This window comes from Saccharopolyspora sp. ID03-671 (genome assembly GCF_045278815.1).
GTDB lineage: Bacteria > Actinomycetota > Actinomycetes > Mycobacteriales > Pseudonocardiaceae > Saccharopolyspora > Saccharopolyspora ipomoeae.
The window spans coordinates 119,695-138,170 of sequence record NZ_CP134054.1; the positions used below are offsets into that span (position 1 = coordinate 119,695).

An 18,476-nucleotide genomic window follows, 5' to 3' on the forward strand; every position below is an offset into this window, starting at 1 on the left:
TCACGCATCGCGCACGCGCTCGGCGGTGAACATGTGCTCGCCGACCTGGTTGATCAGCCGCGCCATCTCGTAGGCGATGAAGCCGATGTCGGCACCGGCGTCGGCGAACACCGTCAGGCACGTGCCGCCCCCGGCGGCCACCACGAACAGGTAGCCGCCGTCCATCTCGATCATGGTCTGGCGCACCGACCCGGCCTCGAAGTGCCTGCTGGTGCCCTTGGCCAGGCTCTGCAGGGCGGAGGCCACCGCCGCCAGGTGCTCGGACTCCTCGCTGCTGATCGACGCCGACGAGGCCATCGCCAGGCCGTCGTTGGACAGCAGCAGCGCGACCCGCACCATCGGCACCTTGGTGGCCAGGTCGTCCAGGAGCCAGCTCAGCTCCCGGGTCTGCTCGGTCGCATGCATCGGTCTCTCCTCGTGTCAGTCGTCGCGGTCGCCGCGGCCGCGGGCGAAACCCTCTTGCAGCGCCGACATCATCGAGCGCGCCGTCTCCGGCGACACCCGCTCGCCGAACGGCGCCGGTCCGTCCTGGTCGCCGCCGCGGGTGTCCATCGCCTTGAGCCCGGGCGCCAGGTTCTCCTGGCGCTTGCGGCGGGGGAGCCCGGCGATCTCCTCCTCGTCGTCGAGGCTGCCCTCGATGCGGGCCGGGGGGATCTCGGCCGGTGCGGCGTCGACCACCTCCGGCGCCGTCCAGGCCGGTTCCGGGTGGTCGTCGGGCAGCCTCGTGGCCACCGCCGGCACCGGTTCCCGCTCGGGGAATTCCTCGGCGGGCGGCTCGACCGGCTGCAGCGCGTCCATCGTGGATTCGGCGTCGCGCACCGGGTTGACCAGGATCGTCGAGGGGATCAGCACCACGGCGGTGGTACCGCCGTAGGGGGAGCGGCGCAGCGAGACCTGGATGCCCTGGCGGTGCGCCAGGCGGCTGACCACGAACAGGCCGAGCTGACCGCTGTCGAACAGCTCCAGCCGGTGCGCCTCCTTGACGCGCTGGTTGGCGTCGGCCATCCGCTCCGGCGCCATGCCCAGGCCGCGGTCCTCGATCTCGATGACGAACCCGGACCCGACGGCCTCGCCGTGCACCAGCACCGTGGCATCCGGCGGGGAGAAGTTCGTGGCGTTCTCCACCAGCTCGGAGAACAGGTGCGTCACGTCCGACACCGCCGAGCCCAGCACCGAAAGCTCCTGCGGCAGGCGGCGGATCTTGACCCGCGTGTAGTCCTCGACCTCCGAGACCGCGGAGCGGATCACGTCCATCAGCGCCACCGGGGTGCGCCAGGCGCGGCCCGGGGTCGCGCCGGACATGATGATCAGGCTCTCGGCGTGGCGGCGCATGCGGGTGGCGAGGTGGTCGATCCGGAAGAGGTCTTCCAGGTCGGCCTCGCTCTCGGTGCGGCGCTCCATCGAGTCCAGCAGCCCCAGCTGCCGGTGCACCAGGGACTGGTTGCGCCGCGCCAGGTTGACGAACACGCCGGAGACGCCGGTGAGCAGCTCGGCGCGTTCGGCGGCGGCCTGCAGCGCCGAGTGCTGCACGGCGTTGATCGCCGCCCCGACCTGGCCGACCTCGCCCTCGCCGGGGGTGATCACCGGGACGGCGGTGGAGACGTCGATCTGCTCACCGGCCCGCAGCCGCCGCATCGCGGCGGGCAGCTGCTCGTCGGCGAGCTCCATCGCCGAGTTCCGCAACCCGACCAGCTCGATGACCATGCCGCGGCCGATGCGCACCGAGATCGCCAGCGCCAGCAGCACCGCGACCAGACCCAGCGCCACCGTCCAGATCGCGCGGTCGAGCACCGCCGCGCTGGCCGCCGCGGCCGCGTTCGCGCCCGCCTTCTCGGCCCGGTCGCGCCCGGCTTCCATCGCCTGGGAGACCTGGCCGACCGATTCGCCCCAGAGCTTCGGCGGGACCGAGCCGAGCGCGGCCGGATCGGTTCCGAGCAGCCGCGACTGCATGTCGGCCAGGGTGCGGTATCCGTCGGTCTCGGTGAGCTGCCGGTAGGCGTCGCGTTCGCCTGCGGCGAGGTCGGGCATGAGGTCGTCGGTGAGCACGCGTTGCCCGCCGAGCGCCTCGGCGAAGGCCTCGTGCTGCTCGCCGGTCATCCGCGCTCCGGCGAAAGCCGAGGTGGCGGCGGTGTTCTGGCGTTCCAGCATCTCCTCGACGCGGCCGATGCCCAGCGCCAGCCGGGCGCCGTCGGCGGCTTCGTCCTGCTGCGCGGTGACGACCTGCTCCTGCAGCGAGAAGACGTCGTCGATCACCGCGTTGTAGGCGCGGTAGGTGCTGTCCCAGTCGGTGTTGGCGTTGAGGATCGACTGGTGCCGGTCGGCCAGCGCGTCCAGGTCGGTGTTGAACGTCGTGACGCGGTCGCGCATCTGCGGCGCGAGGTTGGCGATCGTCGCGCTGGAGCGCTGCACTCCGGTGCGCAGTTCCTCGGCGGCCGCCGAGGAGCGCTGGTGCAGGGCTTCGAGCTCGGTGGTGGAGCCGGGGGTGGACAGGTGGCGGGCCGCGGCCGCGCGCTCGTCCTGCAGGGTGCGCACGACCTGGTGCAGCGGCGCGGACAGGGTGCGGTCGAGCTGCTCGGCCTGGTGCAGCGACCAGGCGTCCTGCACGGCGGTCACGGTGGTCAGCGACCACAGCGCCATCAGCGAGACGACGGGAACGGCCAGCAGCGCGACGGTCTTGGCCCGCACCGTCTTGGGCCGCAGGAACCTGGGCAGCAGCGCGGAGGGGGTGCGCAGCGTCGCGCGGGAACGGTCCGGCTTGGGTTCGGCCGGTTTCGCAGACATGGGTGTTCAGTCCTCCATCCCGAAATGGAGAATCCGGGGATGAGATGTGGGGATTCAGCCCGCGACCAGCGAATTCGAGGTGCGGGGAAAGCGCGAAATGATTGTCATCCGGAGACTCTCCGGTGTTCTTCGGGTTCGGTGCCGGGCGTTTTCCGGGATCGGACGTTCGGCGAGATCGCCACGAACGCCGAGGACAGGAACAAGTAGGTGCCCAGCAGCACGGTCAGCGGGAAGATGAACGCCATCGGGGTCGCCCCGGGCAGTTCTGAATGCATGGAGTGCGCGCCCGAATGCAGTTCGACGCTCACCGCTGCCATTCCGGTGTAGTGCATGAGGCTCACCGCGATGCCCATGACGACCGAGGCGCCGAAGGCGGCCACGGGCCCGGTCACGGTCAGCGTCGCCCACAGCGCGGCGGTGGCCGCCACGACCGCGATCAGCACCGACAGCGCCACCGTCAGCGGCGCGTAGCTGACCGAACCGGACATGCGCATCGCCGCCATGCCGACGTAGTGCATGACCGCGACGCCGATGCCGGTGATCACGCCGCCACCGAGGACGGCGGGCGCTTTGCTGCGGCTGTAGCTCACGACGAACACGCCGATGCCGACCACGACGATGGCCACGACCAGGCTCAACACCGTCAGCGGCACGTCGTAGCGGATGTCGGTGCCGGTGACGCTGAAGCCCAGCATCGCGATGAAGTGCATCGTCCAGATCCCGGTGCCGATGGCGAAGGCACCGTTGACCAGCCAGCTGCGCCGCGCACGACCGGTGGTCCCCAGAGCCCGGACCATGCAGCGCAATCCGAGCCCGGCGCCGACGCACGCCATGACGAACGACAGCACCGGTGTCAACCAGCCGAAACCGAACTCGGTCGTCGATCCCAATGGACCCATGATTCCCTAAATTGTGTAGGCGGCACTCGTTCGAAAAGGACCGGCCCACGTAGCCCCGACTGGCCGTTCACAACGGCAGCGACCATACACACGGAATTTCAAGCGGACAACCGTACTCCGGAGTAGGTTGGAAACTGTGAGCGAATGCCGACTCGCAGTGATCTCCGCAGTTCCAGGGCGTTTTTCGGCGAATTCGTAACGCCTGGCGGAGTGCGTGCGATGAACTCACCACGGCGTCCTGCGGCCTGGTGGGAATTGCGGAAAGTGGCGCTCGGTTATCTCGCTGTGATCGGGAGATCAGCGCAAGATCATGATTCGGACTTCTCGGCGCCGACGGTGTCGAGGTGGCTGCGCATCGCCTCGGCGGCCTCGGCGGTGCGCCCGGCCAGCAGGAGGTCGGCGATCTCGACGTGCTCGCGGCAGCGCACGATCGCGCGTTCCCGCGACAGCGAGCGGCGGTACTCGATGAGCCGGCGCAGCCGGTCGACGCGGGTGAGCGCGTCGATGAAGAAGGTGTTGCGGCTGCACTCCATGATCGCCTCGTGGAAACCGCTGTTGAGGTCGAACAGCTCGGCGTTGCCGACCGACCAGATGTCGCCGTCGACGAGCCGCTGCTGCTGCGCGCGCACCCGCTCGATCGCGGTGCGGTCGAGGGTGAAGGTGGGTTCCAGGATCGCGGCGGGTTCGATGGTCAGCCGCAACCGGTAGCTGTCCTGGTAGGAGCGCAGCTCGGTGAGCATCGGCTGGAACTCCCAGCCGTAGCCGGGAAGCCGCTCGATCCAGCCCTCGTTGCTGATCCGGCGCAGCAGCCGGGTCAGCTGGGCCGAGGTGAGCCCGTAGTCGCGCGCCAGTCCGGTCTCGGTGACCCGGTCGGGGAGCTTCCCGTCGAGCCGGTCCGCGGCGATGCGCAGGTACAGCTGCTCGGTGTCGTCGGTCTCGGACTCCGCAGCGGGGAGTTCGGCGGCGGGCACCAGGACGGTGTAGCCGCCGCGTTCGGCGAGACCGACGACACCGTCGTCGGCGAGCAACCGCAGCGCGTTGCGCACGGGCGACCGGGACACCCGCAGGTGCTCGGCGAGCGCCCGCTCGACGAGCTTGCTGCCCGCGGGCAGCCCCTGCTCGCGGATGTGCTCGACGATGCGAGCAGCGGTCTGACGCGTCAGCGGAGTCGGTGCCAAGGTCGGGGTCCCATCCTCACGATCAAGTCCGGGTCAAGGCTAGTTCCCCGCCCCGGCTCACCGCGGTAGGACGTCGCGCACGTGCTCCACCGCGGGCGGTTCGGCGAAGTGCGGGCTCGCCAGCTCGCGCCACCGCGCGTAGGCATCCGAAGACCGGAACGTCACGGTGTGGTGCTCCACGGTCTCCCACTCCACCAGCAACCGGTACAGCAGCGGATCCTCCGCGCTCCGCACCAACCGGACCCCGTGACACCCGTCGGCGGCCAGGAACAGCGGCACGGCCTCGGCCACCGCGGCCTCGAACGCCTCGTCCTGCCCGGTGATGCGGATGTGAGCGATTTCGGTGATCACGTTGTTTCCCTCCTCAGATCAGGGTGATGGCCCCGGTGAGCACGGTGAATCCCACCATGCCGAGCGAGACGAGGACGACCCGCAGCAGCGCGAAGCGCTGGAACTCGCCCAGGTCCTTGCCGATGAGCCCGAGCAGCACCCACAGCGGGGCCGAGGCCGGGCCGATGGAGTGCAGCATCTGCCCGGTCACCCCGGCGCGGGCGATCTCGTAGGCCTCGATGCCGTGGTGGCTCGCGGATTCGGCGAGCACCGGCAGGATGCCGAAGAAGTAGGCGTCGTTGGACATGAAGAAGCTCAGCGGGAGCCCGATCAGCGCGGTGAACAGCGGGATGAGCCCGCCCAGCGAGTTCGGGACGATCGACAGCAGGCTGGTGGCCATCGCGTCGACCATGCCCGTCTCCGACAGGATTCCGGTGAAGATGCCTGCGGCGAGCACCAGCATGACGACCGGCACGGCGTTGGAGGCGTGCTTGCGCACGACCTCGCCCTGCACGGTCAGTTTCGGGTGGTTGACCAGCAGTGCGATCACCAGCCCGGCCATGAACAGCACGGCCGGTTCGGCCACGCCTGCCACCAGCAGGACCAGCAGCACGAGGGTCAGTCCGGCGTTGAACCACAGGCGCCAGCCGCGGGCCTCGTCCTCGGTGCGCTGCTCGCGCAGTTCACGCGCGACCTCGGCCAGCACCGCGTCGTCGACGTGCTTGCGCTGGCCGCGCCCGAGGAGGTAGGCGACGACGACGATGAGTCCCGAGGTCAGCAGCAGGCTCGGGATGAGGGGTGAGAAGTAGGTCGCGGCGTCGAGGTGCAGCACCGAGATGGCCCGGGTGGCGGCCCCGCCCCACGGGGTGGAGCCGGAGATCAGGCCCAGCGCCATCGTCGCGATGGTGGCGATGACCAGCGCGTTGATGCCGAGGCGGCGGTAGATCGGCAGGAACGCCGAGCAGATGATCATGTAGCTGGTGGTGCCGTCGCCGTCGAGGGCGACCAGCAGCGCGAGCACGGCGGTGCCGACGCAGATCCGGACCGGATCTCCCTTCGACAGGCGGATGATCCCGCCGCTGATCGGGTCGAACAGCCGCGCGTCCATCATGACGCCGAAGTACAGCACCGCGAACAGCAGCAGGACCGCCGTCGGCGCGACGGTCTCGATCCCCTCCATCGCCATGTCACCGAGATCCGCCCCGCGGCCCGCGATGATCGCGAAGAGCACGGGCGCGGCGATGATCGCGACGAACGCGGTCGCGTACTTGCGCATGACCAGCACCATGAAGGTGCCGAGGGTGAGGAAGCCAAGGGTGGCGAGCATCGTTGCCGCTCCAAGGAGGCTCAGGTTTTCCGGGTGGGAGGCGGTTTTCCGCGCAGGAGTTCTCGCCTCCGAGGCGCCCAACGCGCCCCGGAGCACGAGAACTCCGGTATTCAGCCGGTCGAGAACCGAGGCGTTCGTCGCGACGAGCACCGCGGTTCTCGACCTGTGGAGAACTGGGTGTTCTGACCGGGTGGGGTCAGGTTCGGGTGTGTTCGGCGTCGACGCGGGTGGTCACGCCGGTGTCGACGAGGGTGCGGGTGGCGTCGACGGAGGCGTAGGTCCAGAGGATGCGCATGGGTGCGGTGTCGGAGGCGTTGCGGAAGCGGTGGGGGACTCCGGCGGCGACGTAGGTGGTGTCGAAGGTGGTGAGTTCGTGCTCCTCGCCGTCGATCTCGACGATGGCGTCGCCTTCGAGGATCACCACGCTCTCCGGGCAGTTGTGGGTGTGCAGCGGGATTCCGGCGCCGCCTTCGAACAGCGTCTGGCCGTTGAGGAACACCTGGGCGCCCCGGGCGCGGTTGACCAGCGGGATGGTGCTCGCGCCGCCGCCCCGGGAGAAGGCCTCCAGCTCGGCGGGGCGCAGGACGGAGGCGGGGAAGTCCGCGCAGCAGGGGTCGTTGTCAGCGGTCATCAGGCACCGATCCAGAGGGTTTTGACGTTGACGAATTCGCGGATGCCCTCGGCACCGAGTTCGCGGCCGTAGCCGGACTTCTTGATGCCCCCGAAGGGCAGGCGCGGGTCTGACGCGACGAGACCGTTGACGAACACCGCACCGGCGTCGATGCGGCGGGCGAAGTCGCGGGCGCGGTCGAGGTCCCGGGTCCACAGCGCGGCTCCCAGCCCGAACTCGGTCTGGTTGGCCAGCTTCAGGGCTTCCTCGGCGTCGGCGACGCGGGTGATGGCCGCGACGGGACCGAAGGTCTCCTCGGTGAACGCCGCCATGCCGGGGGAGACGTGGTCGAGCACGGTCGGTGGGTAGAAGTGCCCCGGCCCGTCCAGCGGTTTCCCGCCGGTGAGCACCGTGGCGCCCGCCTCGGCGGTGCGCCGGACCTGGTCGTGCAGCGCGTCGCGCAGGTTCGCCCGGGCCATCGGCCCGATCCGGGTCGCGGGATCGGTGGGATCACCGACCGGCAGTGCCTCGGCGGCTTCGGTGAAGGCGGCGACGAACTCGTCGGCCACCGGTTCCTCGACGAGGAAGCGCTTGGCGTTGACGCAGCTCTGCCCGACGTTGATGAACCGCGCCTTGACCGCGGTCTCGGCGGCCGCGGCGATGTCGGCGTCGGCCAGCACGATGAACGGATCGGAGCCGCCGAGTTCGAGGACCTGCTTCTTGAGGTGCGAGGCGGCCTGGGCGGCCACGATCGCACCGACCTCGGTGGAGCCGGTGAGCGTGACCGCCGCGATCCGGTCGTCGGCGATGACGTCGGCGACCGCGGGCACGGGCAGCAGCAGGCTGCGGCACAGTCCCTCCGGAGCGCCCGCCTCGCGGACGACCTCCTCGACCGCGAGCGCGCACTGCGGAACGTTGTTGGCGTGCTTGAGGATCGCGCCGTTTCCGGCGGCCAGGGCGGGGGCGGCGAAGCGGAAGTACTGCCAGAACGGGTAGTTCCACGGCATGATCGCCAGGACCACGCCCAGCGGGTCGTAGACCACGGTGGACTCGGCGGCGTTGGACTCCACGGGCCGTCCGGCGAGGTAGTCGGCGGCGTGCTCGGCGTAGTGCTCGCAGGTCAGCGCGCACTTGTCGATCTCGGCCTCGGCCTCGGCGATGGGCTTGCCCATCTCCGCGGTGATCAACCGGGCGTAGCCGGACCGGCCGGCGCGCAGCACGGCCGCGATCGAGCGCAGCAGCTCGACGCGCTCGGCGATCGGCCGGGTGCGCCAGTCCCGCTGCGCGGCGACGGCATCATCGAGCGCGGCGTCGACGTCGGCGCCGGTGTGCGCCTCGAAGCGGGCGAGTTCGGCCTCGGTGGCCGGGTTGGTGGACACGATCATCACTGGGTGCCCTTCTCTTCCAGCGCGGCGACCACGGCGTCGGTGAACGCCTCGGTGTCCAGCGAGCCGCCGATGTCGCGGGTGCGGGTGGTGGGATTCGACAGCGCGACCTCGACGGCGGACTCGATGCGCGCGGCGGCCTGGTTCAGCGCTGGTGTGGTGTGCTTGGTGCCCAGCCAGTCGAGCAGCATCGCCGCGGACAGGATCAGCGAAGTCGGGTTGGCGATGCCCTGACCGGCGATGTCCGGTGCGGAGCCGTGCTGGGCCTGGCCGACGCAGATGTCGTGACCGGCGTTGATGGAGCCGCCGAGGCCGAGGCTGCCGGACAGTTCGGAGGCCTCGTCGGAGAGGATGTCGCCGAACATGTTGGTGGTCACCAGCACGTCGAAGGTGTGCGGTCGGCGGATCAGCAGCGCCGCGGCGGCGTCGACGATGAGCTCTTCGAGCTCCACGTCGGGGTAGTCGGCGGCGACCTTGCGGACCTCGCGCAGGAACAGGCCGTCGGAGAGCTTGACGACGTTGGCCTTGTGCACCGCGGTCACCTTCTTGCGCCGGGTGCGGGCCAGCTCGAACGCGGCGCGCGCCACGCGCTCGGAGGCCTTCGCCGAGATCTTGCGGACCGACAGGGCGAGGTCCTCGTCGGGCATGAACTCGCCGGTCCCGGCGACCATGTTGCGGTCGGAGTAGAAGCCTTCGGTGTTCTCCCGGACGATCACCAGGTCCATCGGGTGCCGCAGGATCGACAGGTCGGGGTGCGAGCGGCACGGCCGCACGTTGGCGAACAGCTCGAAGGCGGTCCGCAGCTCCGCCGAGGGGTTGATGCCGCCTTCGGCGCGCGACGGGTAGTCGTAGTGCTGCACCGGGCCCAGCACGACGCCGTCGACCTGCGGGATCCGCTCCATGACGCGCTGCGGCAGCGTGGTGCCCTCAGCGGCGAGCGAGGTCAGGCCGATGTCGTGGGTTTCGCATTTCAGGCCGAGCCCCATCAGGCGATCGGTGGCGGTGAGGACCCGGAGGGTGGCATCGGTGATCTCGGGTCCGATGCCGTCCCCGGGCAGGACGAGCAGTTGCACGGTGTCGGGTTCCTTTCCAAACCGGCCAAGTCGGCCGCGAGGAGAACCCTAGAACCGCTGTTGGTTTTTTGCAACGAAGAAGTACCAACGGACCGATCAAGTGCGGTTGACCGGGAGGTTTCGGGCCAGCAGACCGGTGAGGGCGAGACCGCCCGCGGTGACCCAGAGGACCCCGGCCGAGCCCAGGCCCGCGGCGACGAGACCGATCGCGCCGGGGATGACGACCTGTCCCGCGCGATTCCCGGTGAGCCGCAACGACATCGCGCGTCCGCGAGCGCCCGGCGGGGCCGACTCGGCCAGCCAGGACATGGTGACCGGTTGCCCGACGCCGAGCCCGAAACCGGCGACGGTGACGGCGATGAGCAGCAGCCACACCGGGACCGGCGCTGCCGCCACGGCGAGCCCGATCGAGGCGGCGACGATGCTCAGGATCAGCAGGCGACGCCGTCCGAGCACCTCCGAGAGGCGGCCGAGGAAGAACCGCGAGGCCATCGAGGAGGCCGCGCGCAGCACCAGCAGCGTGCCGATCAGCGACGAGGCGATCCCGCGTTCGGCGCCGAGCGCGGGCAGGTACACCAGCGAGATGTCGACCGCGGCCAGCACGGTGCAGGCGGTGAGCAGCGCGCCCGCGAGCCCGGGAATCCGCAGCAGCCGGCGCACGCCGATGTTCTCGGTGGCGGCCGGACCGCGCTCGGTGCTGGTGCTCCGGACGGCGAAGGTGATGGCGAAAAGCGCCGCGGCGATCGCGATGCTGCCCGCGAAGATCGGCGTGGTGTCCGGAATCGCCTGCGTGCCGCCGAAGGCGACGATCATCAGCGGTCCGGCGGCCTGGCCGATCGAGGCGGCGAAGGTGTAGTAGCCGAACGCCGAATCCATCCGCCCCGAGGTCGCGCTGTTGGCCACCAGGGCCTGCTGCCCGACGATCGCGCCCAGGTGCGCGGTGCCGAGCACGACGCTGCCCGCGATGAGCCCGGGCACGGTGTGCCCGAGCGCGAGCAGCAGCGTCCCCGCCGCGCACATCAGCAGGCTCCCGGCGAACATCACGCGCCGCTCGCCGAGCCGGTCGACGATGTGCCCGGCGGGCAGCGCCAGCACGAGCGGGACCAGCGCGAAGCTGCCGGAGAGCACACCGAGCCACGACGCCGGGACGCCGAGTTCGAGGGCCCGGTAGGTGGTGGCCGGACGCAGCACGAAGGTGATCAGCTGGGTGAGCGCGGCGTGCCCGAGCAGCGCCCAGACCTGGCGGTTCCCGATGCTCACGAGCGGAGCCGGCGGGTGGCCTGGGCGGCGAGGCTGGTGTTGATGTGCTCGGTCATCACCGCGGCCGCGCCCTCGGAGTCGCCGGCGATGATGGCGTCGGCGAGCGTCCGGTGCTCCTCGTCCTTCTTGGCCCTGGCCTCCGGCCCCCGGTCGACCTCCAGGGCGAACCGGCGGTAGCGATCGGCCTTGTCCCACAGGCCTTCCAGGGTTTCGATGAGCAGCTCGTTGTGCGATGCCCGGTAGATCGCGCGGTGGTAGCGCCGGTGGTGCAGCAGGTGCTCGTAGTCGGGATCACCGGGCATGGCCCACAACCCCTCCAGGGACGCGCGGATCTCGGCGATGTCGTCCTTGGTCCGGCGCTGCGCGGCCAGCGAGGCGGCCAGCGGATCGAGGGAGCGGCGCATCTCCAGCAGGTCGCGGTTCTCCTCGGCCTTGAGCTCGGTGACCTTGGCGTCGCGGTGCGCGCCGAGCTCGACGAGTCCCTCGGCCTTCAGCCGGCGCAGCGCCTCGCGCAGCGGCGTGGTGCTGATGCCGATGGTGCGGGCGAGGGTGGCCTGGTTGATCACCGACCCGGGTGGGAACTCGCCGGAGAGGATCTTCTCCCGCACCTTGTCGTAGGCCACGTCGCTCTTGGTCATCAACGGCGTCGCTGGCTCTGTCATCGCACTGACCTCCTCGCTTGCTTATAGCCTACAACACCACTCCTCGCCCCTGAGTGACCAGGCATTTCGGGCGTTTCATAAGCGTGAACAGCGGTGAATCGCCGGGTCAGCGCGGATTCCGGATGGGCTGAATCCGGCCTTGACCGACAGAGGTTATAACCTTCACGATGTGCTGGCGCTCGCCGCGCAACCCCTGCACCCGGAAGGACAACGCTGAGAATGCAGACCCCCACGAGTCGCTACCGCCTGGGCATCCTGGAAGGCGACGGCATCGGCCCCGAGATCGTCCCGGCCTCGGTGCAGGTCCTCGACGCCGCCTTCGAGGCATCCGGAGTGCGGGTGGACTGGACCCGGCTGCCGCTGGGGCGCTCGGCGATCGACGAGTTCGGCTCGGCGGTCCCGCAGCAGACCCTCGAGACGCTGTCCGAACTGGACGGATGGCTGCTCGGGCCGCACGACAGCGCCGCCTACCCGGAACCGCACCGCTCGACGCTGAACCCGAGCGGCACGCTGCGCAAGCACTTCGGCCTCTACGCCAACATCCGGCCCGCGAAGTCCTTCGAGGGCACCAGGTCCGTGGTGCCCGGCACCGACCTGGTCATCGTGCGGGAGAACACCGAGGGCTTCTACGCCGACCGCAACACCCACGCCGGCACCGGCGAGTTCATGCCCACCCCGGACGTGGCGATCGCGCACGGCATCATCACCCGGCAGGCCTGCGAGCGCATCGCGCACACCGCGTTCCGGCTGGCCCGCGGCCGCAGGCAGAAGCTCACCATCGTGCACAAGGCCAACGTGCTGCGGCTGACCACCGGCCTGTTCCGCGACGTCTGCCGGGAGATCGCCGAGCAGTACCCGGACGTCGCCGTCGACGACTTCCACATCGACGCGATGACCGTGCACCTGCTGCGCCGCGCGAACGAGTTCGACGTGCTGGTCACCGAGAACATGTTCGGCGACATCCTCTCCGACCTCACCGGTGAGATCGCCGGATCGCTGGGCATCGCGCCCTCGGTCAACGCCTCCGACGAGGTCGCGATGGCCCAGGCCGCACACGGCTCCGCCCCCGACATCGCCGGACGCGACCTCGCCAACCCGGTCGCGATGATCCTCTCCAGCGCGATGCTGCTGGACTGGCTGGCCGACCGCCACGAGGACGAGTCGCTGCGCCGCGCGGCCCGGACCGTCGAGGACGCGGTCAACGCCACCGTGCGCGGCGGAACCGCCACCACCGACCTCGGCGGCACCGCGGGCACCGCGGCCTTCGCCGAGGCGGTCGCCGCGACGATCCGGGCCTCGGCATGAGCCCGTTCGTCGCCCTGATCCACGCCACGCCCGCGGCCATCGGCCCGGCCCGCGCGGCCTTCGCCGAGTCCTTCGGCGAGGCCGAGCTGTGGAACCTGCTCGACGACCGGCTGGCCGCCGACGCCGACGCCGCGGGCGGGCTGAGCGCCCCGCTGCGCAAGCGCATGCTCACCCTCATCGGCCACGCCGTGGAGCACGGCGCCCAGGCGGTGCAGCTGACCTGCTCGATGTACGGGCCGGTGGCCGAGCTCGCCGGGCAGCTCTGGGACGTGCCGGTGCGCGGCTCGGACGGGGCGATGCTGCGCGAGCTCGCGTTCTCCCGGCCCGGCCGGGTGGGCGTGATCGGCTCGCTGGCCTCGGCCGTGGCCGACACGAGCCACCGCCTCGGCGACCTGCTGCCCTCCACCGAGATCGTGCCGATCACGGCCACCGGGGCGGCCGAGGCCGCCGCGAGCGGCGACTCCGAAGCGCTGTTCGTGGCGCTGGAGAACGCCGCGCGCGACCACGGCGTCGACGTGTTCGTGCTCGGCCAGTACTCGCTGACACCGCAATGGCGCCGGTTGGAGGCCGCGGTGTCGACCCCGGTGCTGAGCCCGCCGCAGCTGGCGGCGGCCGAACTGCGGGAGGTGCTGGCATGAGCGGGGGCGTGCTCGGCGTCATCGCCGACGACTACACCGGCGGCACCGACGTCGCCGCGGCCCTGCGCCGCGGCGGCCTCCGCGTGGTCCTCCACTTCGGGCTGCCCGACGAGCGCTGGGCCGCTCCGGAGTGCGACGCGCTGGTCATCGCGTTGAAAACCCGGACCACCGAACCGGATCGGGCGGTCGAGCAGTCGCTTCGAGCGCAGCGCCTGCTCGCCGAGCGCGGCGCGAGCAGGCTGTACTTCAAGTACTGCTCGACGTTCGACTCCACCGACGAGGGCAACATCGGCGTCGTCGCCGACGCGCTGGCCGATGCCACCGGCGAGGCGCTGACGATCGTGTGCCCGGCTTCGCCGGAGCACGGGCGCACCGTCTACCAGGGGCACCTGTTCGTCGGCGACCGGCTGCTGTCGGAGTCCTCGATGCGGCACCACCCGCTGACCCCGATGACCGACCCCGACCTGGTCCGCGTGCTGGGCAGGCAGACCGCACGGCCGGTCGCGAACCTGCCGCTGGCGGTCGTGCGCGGGGGAGCGGAGGCCGTGCGGCTGGAGCTGGACCGGTTGCGCGCCAACGGCATCCGCCACGTCGTCGCCGACGCGGTGATCGACGAGGACCTGACCGCGCTGGCTCGCGCCTGCCCCGACCGGCGGCTGCTCACCGGCGGCGCCGGTCTCGCCGGAGCGCTCGGCGGCGGAACCGGTGCGCACGCGGAGGGAGCGGACCTGCCGGGCGGCCCCGGGATCGTCCTGGCGGGCAGCTGCTCGACGACCACGCTCACCCAGGTCGCCGGGGCCCGCGAGGAGATGCCGTCGCTCCGGCTGCGCCTCGGCAACGAGGACGAGGCCATGACCTGGCTCGCCGACCACGCCCGGCAGACCGTGATGATCTACGCCTCGGCGCCCCCGGAGGAACGCGGAGGGCCGGGCGAAGCGGAGGCCTTCGAGCACGCCCTGGCCGCCCTCGGACGCCGCGCCGTCGAACTCGGCTACCGGCGCCTGGTCGTCGCCGGGGGCGAGACCTCCGGCGCGGTGGTCAAGGCGCTGGGCGTGGAATCGGTGGAGGTCACCGCCGAGGCGGACCGCGGCGTGCCGTGGTGCGTGAGCACCGGCGAGCCCCGGATCGCGCTGCTGCTCAAGTCCGGCAACTTCGGCGGGCGGGACCTGCTCAGCCGCGCGGCGAGAGGGGGCCTGCGATGACCGACCTCGCCCGGCAGGTCGTCGACCTGGGCGCTTCGCTGTTCGCACGAGGGCTCACCGCCGGCCGCACCGGCAACATCAGCGTCCGCGACGGCGATCGCGTTCTGCTCACCCCGACCGGGGTGTCGCTGGGCGCGCTGGCCGAGCTGTCGGTGCTCGACACCGGCGGTCGTCACCTCGGCGGACCCCCGCCCACCAAGGAGGCCTTCCTGCACCTGGCCCTCTACCGGGCCCGGCCGCAGGCCTCGGCGGTGGTGCACACCCACAGCACCCACTCGGCGGCGGTGTCGTGCCTGGCCGGGCTCGACCGGAGCAACGCGCTGCCCCCGCTGACCGCGTACTACGCGATGCGCGTGGGCTCGCTGCCGCTGCTCCCGTACCACGCGCCCGGCGACACCTCGCTGGGCGCGCTCGCCGAGGAGGAGGCCCGCGAGCACCACGCGCTGCTGCTGGCCAACCACGGTCCGATCGCGGCGGGCGGCGATCTCGCCGCCGCGGCGGACGCGGTGGAGGAGATCGAGGAGACCGCCCGGATCTTCCTGCTGCTGCGCAACACCGAAACCGCGCCGCTGACCCCGGATCAGGTGGCGGCGCTGCGGGCCTGACGCGGCCGACCGGTCCGGTCCTCGTTCGAACGGGCCGGACTCCCTTGCTGTTCCGCCGCGCGTGCACGTCCGCGGCGAGGTTCGAACCGGAGAAGCAACGATGCTCGCAGTTCTGGGATTTTCGACCTTAGGCGTCTTCATGGCGCTGGTCCTGCGCAAGTACCTGACGGCGTTCGTGGCCATCATGATGACGCCGATCGCCTTCGCGGTCGTCGCCGGCTTCGGCGCCGACCTGGACTCGATGATGACCTCGGGTCTGGAAACAGTGGCGCCGACGGCGGTGCTGCTGCTGTTCGCGGTGCTGTACTTCGGCGTCATGATGGACGCGGGTCTCTTCGACCCCCTCTCGCAGGGGATCATCCGACTGTCCAAAGGGGACCCGGTCCGGATCTGTGTCGGCACCGCCGTGCTCGCGCTGCTGGTGTCCCTCGACGGCGACGGCACCACGACCTACATGATCATCTGCTCGGCGTTCCTGCCGATCTACCGCCGCCTCGGCATCAACCCGCTGGTCGTCGCCACCATCGCGACGATGGCGCTGGGCGCGATCTCGGGCACGACCCCGTGGGGCGGTGCGGCCACGCGCGGCATCAGCGTGCTGCACCTGGACGCGACCGACTACTTCGTGCACATGATCGCGCCGATGGTGCTGACCTCCGGGTTCATCGTCGGCATCGCGTACCTGTTGGGTCGGCGGGAGCGCAAGAAGATCGACCCGGACACCATCGCCGAGTTCGCCGCCGAGATCGCCGCTCAGGAACGCGACACCGCGGGCCGCAACTGGAAGCTGTGGTTCAACGCGGGTCTGACGGCGCTGCTGCTGGTCCTGCTGGTGCTGGGCGTGGCCGAACTGGTCAACCTGTTCATGGTCGCCTTCGTCATCGCGCTGCTGGTCAACCACCCGAAGCTCACCGAGCAGGGCGAGGTCATCCGCAAGCACGCCTCGAACGCGGTCCCGGTGGTGATCCTGGTGCTGGCGGCCGGGATCTTCACCGGCATCATGACCGACACGGGCATGACCGACGCGATGGCCAACGCCATGCTGGCGGTCGTGCCGGACTCGCTGGGCAACCTGATCCCGCTGTTCACGGCCGTGATCGGGCTGCCGCTGAGCTTCTTCATGTCCAACGACGCGTACTTCTTCGGAGTGTTGCCGGTGCTGGCCGAATCGGCGTCGCACTACGGGATCCACGCCACCGAGATCGCCCGTGCCGGGGCGATCGGTCAGATGATGCACTCGATCGGCCCGGCCTCGGCTCCGCTGTGGGTGCTGCTGGGGCTGATCAAGCGCGATCTCGGCGAGTTCCAGCGCTTCGCCCTGCTGTGGGTGCTGGGCTGCTCGGTCGCCTACATCCTGTTCGCGGTGCTCACCGGCGCGATCAGCGTCGGCTGACGAGAAGCGGGCGGCCCCGCGCCGGGGCCGCCCGCTTCCTCACTTGACCGCCAGCGGCTCCTCGACCTGGTGCGGGACGAACTCGGTGGTGAGGTCCTTCCAGAAGGCCACGGCGACGCCGACCAGGATGATCAGGAACGGCGCGGAGCTGACGATCACCATCTGCTGCAGCGACTCCAGCCCGCCCGCGGCGAGCAGGGCGATCGCGGCGGCACCGGTGAGCACGCCCCACAGCGCGAGGATCCGCTGCGGCGGCTGCTCCGTGCCGCGGCTGGTGAGCATGCCGAGCACGAAGGTGTTGGCATCGGCTCCGGAGACGAAGAACAGCACGACCAGCACGATCGTCAGGACCGAGGTGAGCGTGGGCATCGGCAGCGACTGCAGCGTCGCGAAGAACGCCGAGTTCGCGTCCGCCGCGGCCGAGGCGGCGATGCGGGTGGTGCCGGCGAGGTCGCTGTGGATGGCGGTGCCGCCGAAGGCGGTGAACCACACCGAGAACACCGCGCTGGGCACCACGAGCACGCCGGTGACGAACTCGCGGATCGTGCGCCCGCGCGAGATGCGCGCCAGGAACACGCCCACGAACGCCGCCCATGACAGCCACCAGGCGAGCATGAAGTAGGTCCAGTCCTGCATGAACCCGAGATCGCCGTTGGCCGGGGTGATCAGGCTCGTCGACACCAGCTCGCTGAGGTAGCGGCCGATGGTCTGCACGTACAGGTCCACCAGGTACAGCGTGGGGCCGACGACGAGCACGAACACGAACAGCAGCGCGCCCAGCCCCATGCTGGTCTCCGACAGGTAGCGGATGCCGCGCGAGACCCCGGTCAGCGCCGAGGCCGTGAACAGCAGGGTGATGACGCCGATGATCGCGAACTGCACCGGCTTGGAATCGGGGATGCCGAACAGGGCGGTGAACCCGCCGTTGATCTGCATCGCTCCCAGCCCGAGCGAGGTGGTGGTGCCGAACAGCGTCGCCAGCACGGCGAACACGTCGATGGCCCCGCCCACCGGTCCCTCGGTGCGCTCGCCCAGCAGCGGCCGGAACAGGGCGCTGACCAGGCCGGGGCGTCCGCGGCGGAACATCGACCAGGACATCGCCAGGCCGACGACGGCGAAGATGCCCCAGGCGTGCAGGCCCCAGTCGAAGAAGGAGAACTGCATCGCGGTCACCGCCGCGTTCGGGGTCATCGGCGCGGCCAGGCCGTGCGGGGGTTCGGCGAGGTGGGAGATCGGTTCGGCGACCCCGTAGGAGATCAGGCCGATGCCCATCACGGCCGACAGGATCATCGCGTACCAGGTGAGCCTGCGGAAAGCGGGCCGCTCGTCGTCGCCGCCGAGCCGCAGTCGGCCGTAGCGGCTGCAGGCGAGGTAGACGAGGAAGATCAGGAATCCGAGCGAGACCAGCAGGTAGGCCCAGCCGAAGCTGCGGGTGATGCCGTCGAGCGCGGCCGAGCCGACGCGGGACAGCGAGTCGCCGGCGGCGGTGCCCCACACGGCGATCGCCGCCGCCAGGGCGAGCGAGACGTACAGGACCGGACCGGGTCGCCTGTGTTCCGGCGACGCGGTGGAGGGATCAGACAAGCGTTGACTCCGTGAGCTGGGGGAAAGACGGTGGCGGCGTCCTGGCGCAGGCGCGCGCGGCCGTCGCGGTGAGGACCGTGACGCCCGGGGCCGACAGGACGGCTCGTGCTTCGGAAGGGGTCTCCGTGACTCTGTCGGCGGCGTGGTGGACGGGGTAGGGCCGCTGCGCGGGGATCACCGGCGGACGCGTGCGCTGCGGTTCTGGGGCCGTCATCGTCGCCACGACGGGACGACGACGGCGTTC

At 70.8% G+C, this 18,476-nt stretch carries 17 protein-coding genes; 5 read left to right on the top strand and 12 right to left on the bottom strand.

Translation table 11 applies throughout. The features are described 5' to 3' along the window. The 11 genes from REH65_RS00625 to REH65_RS00675 all read right to left on the bottom strand — a co-directional run bounded on the left by REH65_RS00625 (position 1) and on the right by REH65_RS00675 (position 11,505). A complete protein-coding gene (locus REH65_RS00625; protein WP_406690773.1) occupies positions 1-405 on the bottom strand; it encodes a roadblock/LC7 domain-containing protein in 405 nt (134 codons plus the stop codon). Positions 406-420: 15 nt separating this feature from the next. Then, on the bottom strand, positions 421-2,781 hold the full coding sequence (locus tag REH65_RS00630) for a nitrate- and nitrite sensing domain-containing protein (RefSeq protein ID WP_406690774.1): 2,361 nt from the start codon (positions 2,779-2,781) through the stop codon (positions 421-423). A gap of 104 nt (positions 2,782-2,885) precedes the next feature. After that, the gene (locus tag REH65_RS00635) at positions 2,886-3,671 is read right to left on the bottom strand and encodes an MHYT domain-containing protein (RefSeq protein WP_406690775.1); all 786 of its coding nucleotides are present in this window, start codon (positions 3,669-3,671) and stop codon (positions 2,886-2,888) included. Between the two features lie 317 nt (positions 3,672-3,988). Next, positions 3,989-4,858 carry a GntR family transcriptional regulator gene (locus REH65_RS00640; RefSeq protein WP_406690776.1) on the bottom strand — a complete coding sequence of 290 codons (870 nt, stop codon included), beginning with the start codon at positions 4,856-4,858 and terminating at the stop codon, positions 3,989-3,991. 57 nt (positions 4,859-4,915) lie between these two features. Next, positions 4,916-5,209, bottom strand: a complete 294-nt coding sequence (locus REH65_RS00645) for an antibiotic biosynthesis monooxygenase family protein (protein ID WP_406690777.1) — start codon at positions 5,207-5,209, stop codon at positions 4,916-4,918. Positions 5,210-5,222: 13 nt separating this feature from the next. Beyond that, entirely contained in the window at positions 5,223-6,515 is a 1,293-nt protein-coding gene (locus REH65_RS00650; protein ID WP_406690778.1) for a CitMHS family transporter, read from the bottom strand. A 196-nt stretch (positions 6,516-6,711) separates the two neighbouring features. After that, a complete protein-coding gene (locus REH65_RS00655; protein ID WP_406690779.1) occupies positions 6,712-7,146 on the bottom strand; it encodes a cupin domain-containing protein in 435 nt (144 codons plus the stop codon). Further along, on the bottom strand, positions 7,146-8,510 hold the full coding sequence (locus tag REH65_RS00660; protein WP_406693294.1) for an NAD-dependent succinate-semialdehyde dehydrogenase: 1,365 nt from the start codon (positions 8,508-8,510) through the stop codon (positions 7,146-7,148). Before REH65_RS00660 ends, REH65_RS00655 begins: the two co-directional genes overlap by 1 nt. Next, a complete protein-coding gene (locus REH65_RS00665; RefSeq protein WP_406690780.1) occupies positions 8,510-9,583 on the bottom strand; it encodes an isocitrate/isopropylmalate dehydrogenase family protein in 1,074 nt (357 codons plus the stop codon). Before REH65_RS00665 ends, REH65_RS00660 begins: the two co-directional genes overlap by 1 nt. A 96-nt stretch (positions 9,584-9,679) precedes the next feature. After that, positions 9,680-10,843, bottom strand: coding sequence for an MFS transporter (locus tag REH65_RS00670; protein ID WP_406690781.1), 1,164 nt, complete (start codon positions 10,841-10,843; stop codon positions 9,680-9,682). Continuing rightward, positions 10,840-11,505, bottom strand: a complete 666-nt coding sequence (locus tag REH65_RS00675; protein ID WP_406690782.1) for a GntR family transcriptional regulator — start codon at positions 11,503-11,505, stop codon at positions 10,840-10,842. The genes REH65_RS00670 and REH65_RS00675 overlap by 4 nt, the downstream gene beginning before the upstream one ends. Before the next feature lie 219 nt (positions 11,506-11,724). Here REH65_RS00675 and REH65_RS00680 point away from each other — a divergent pair, with 219 nt between their 5' ends. The 5 genes from REH65_RS00680 to REH65_RS00700 all read left to right on the top strand — a co-directional run bounded on the left by REH65_RS00680 (position 11,725) and on the right by REH65_RS00700 (position 16,648). Then, positions 11,725-12,810: an isocitrate/isopropylmalate dehydrogenase family protein gene (locus REH65_RS00680; RefSeq protein WP_406690783.1), complete on the top strand. Its 1,086-nt coding sequence runs from the start codon at positions 11,725-11,727 to the stop codon at positions 12,808-12,810. After that, positions 12,807-13,448: an aspartate/glutamate racemase family protein gene (locus REH65_RS00685; RefSeq protein WP_406690784.1), complete on the top strand. Its 642-nt coding sequence runs from the start codon at positions 12,807-12,809 to the stop codon at positions 13,446-13,448. Before REH65_RS00680 ends, REH65_RS00685 begins: the two co-directional genes overlap by 4 nt. Beyond that, on the top strand, positions 13,445-14,650 hold the full coding sequence (gene otnK / locus REH65_RS00690; protein ID WP_406690785.1) for a 3-oxo-tetronate kinase: 1,206 nt from the start codon (positions 13,445-13,447) through the stop codon (positions 14,648-14,650). The genes REH65_RS00685 and otnK overlap by 4 nt, the downstream gene beginning before the upstream one ends. After that, on the top strand, positions 14,647-15,255 hold the full coding sequence (gene otnC, locus REH65_RS00695; RefSeq protein ID WP_406690786.1) for a 3-oxo-tetronate 4-phosphate decarboxylase: 609 nt from the start codon (positions 14,647-14,649) through the stop codon (positions 15,253-15,255). Before otnK ends, otnC begins: the two co-directional genes overlap by 4 nt. Before the next feature lie 100 nt (positions 15,256-15,355). Further along, a complete protein-coding gene (locus REH65_RS00700; protein WP_406690787.1) occupies positions 15,356-16,648 on the top strand; it encodes a CitMHS family transporter in 1,293 nt (430 codons plus the stop codon). A gap of 39 nt (positions 16,649-16,687) precedes the next feature. On the opposite strand, the gene REH65_RS00705 is transcribed toward REH65_RS00700, so the two are convergent. Continuing rightward, positions 16,688-18,232, bottom strand: coding sequence for a BCCT family transporter (locus tag REH65_RS00705; RefSeq protein WP_406690788.1), 1,545 nt, complete (start codon positions 18,230-18,232; stop codon positions 16,688-16,690). Between the last annotated feature and the right edge of the window lie 244 nt (positions 18,233-18,476).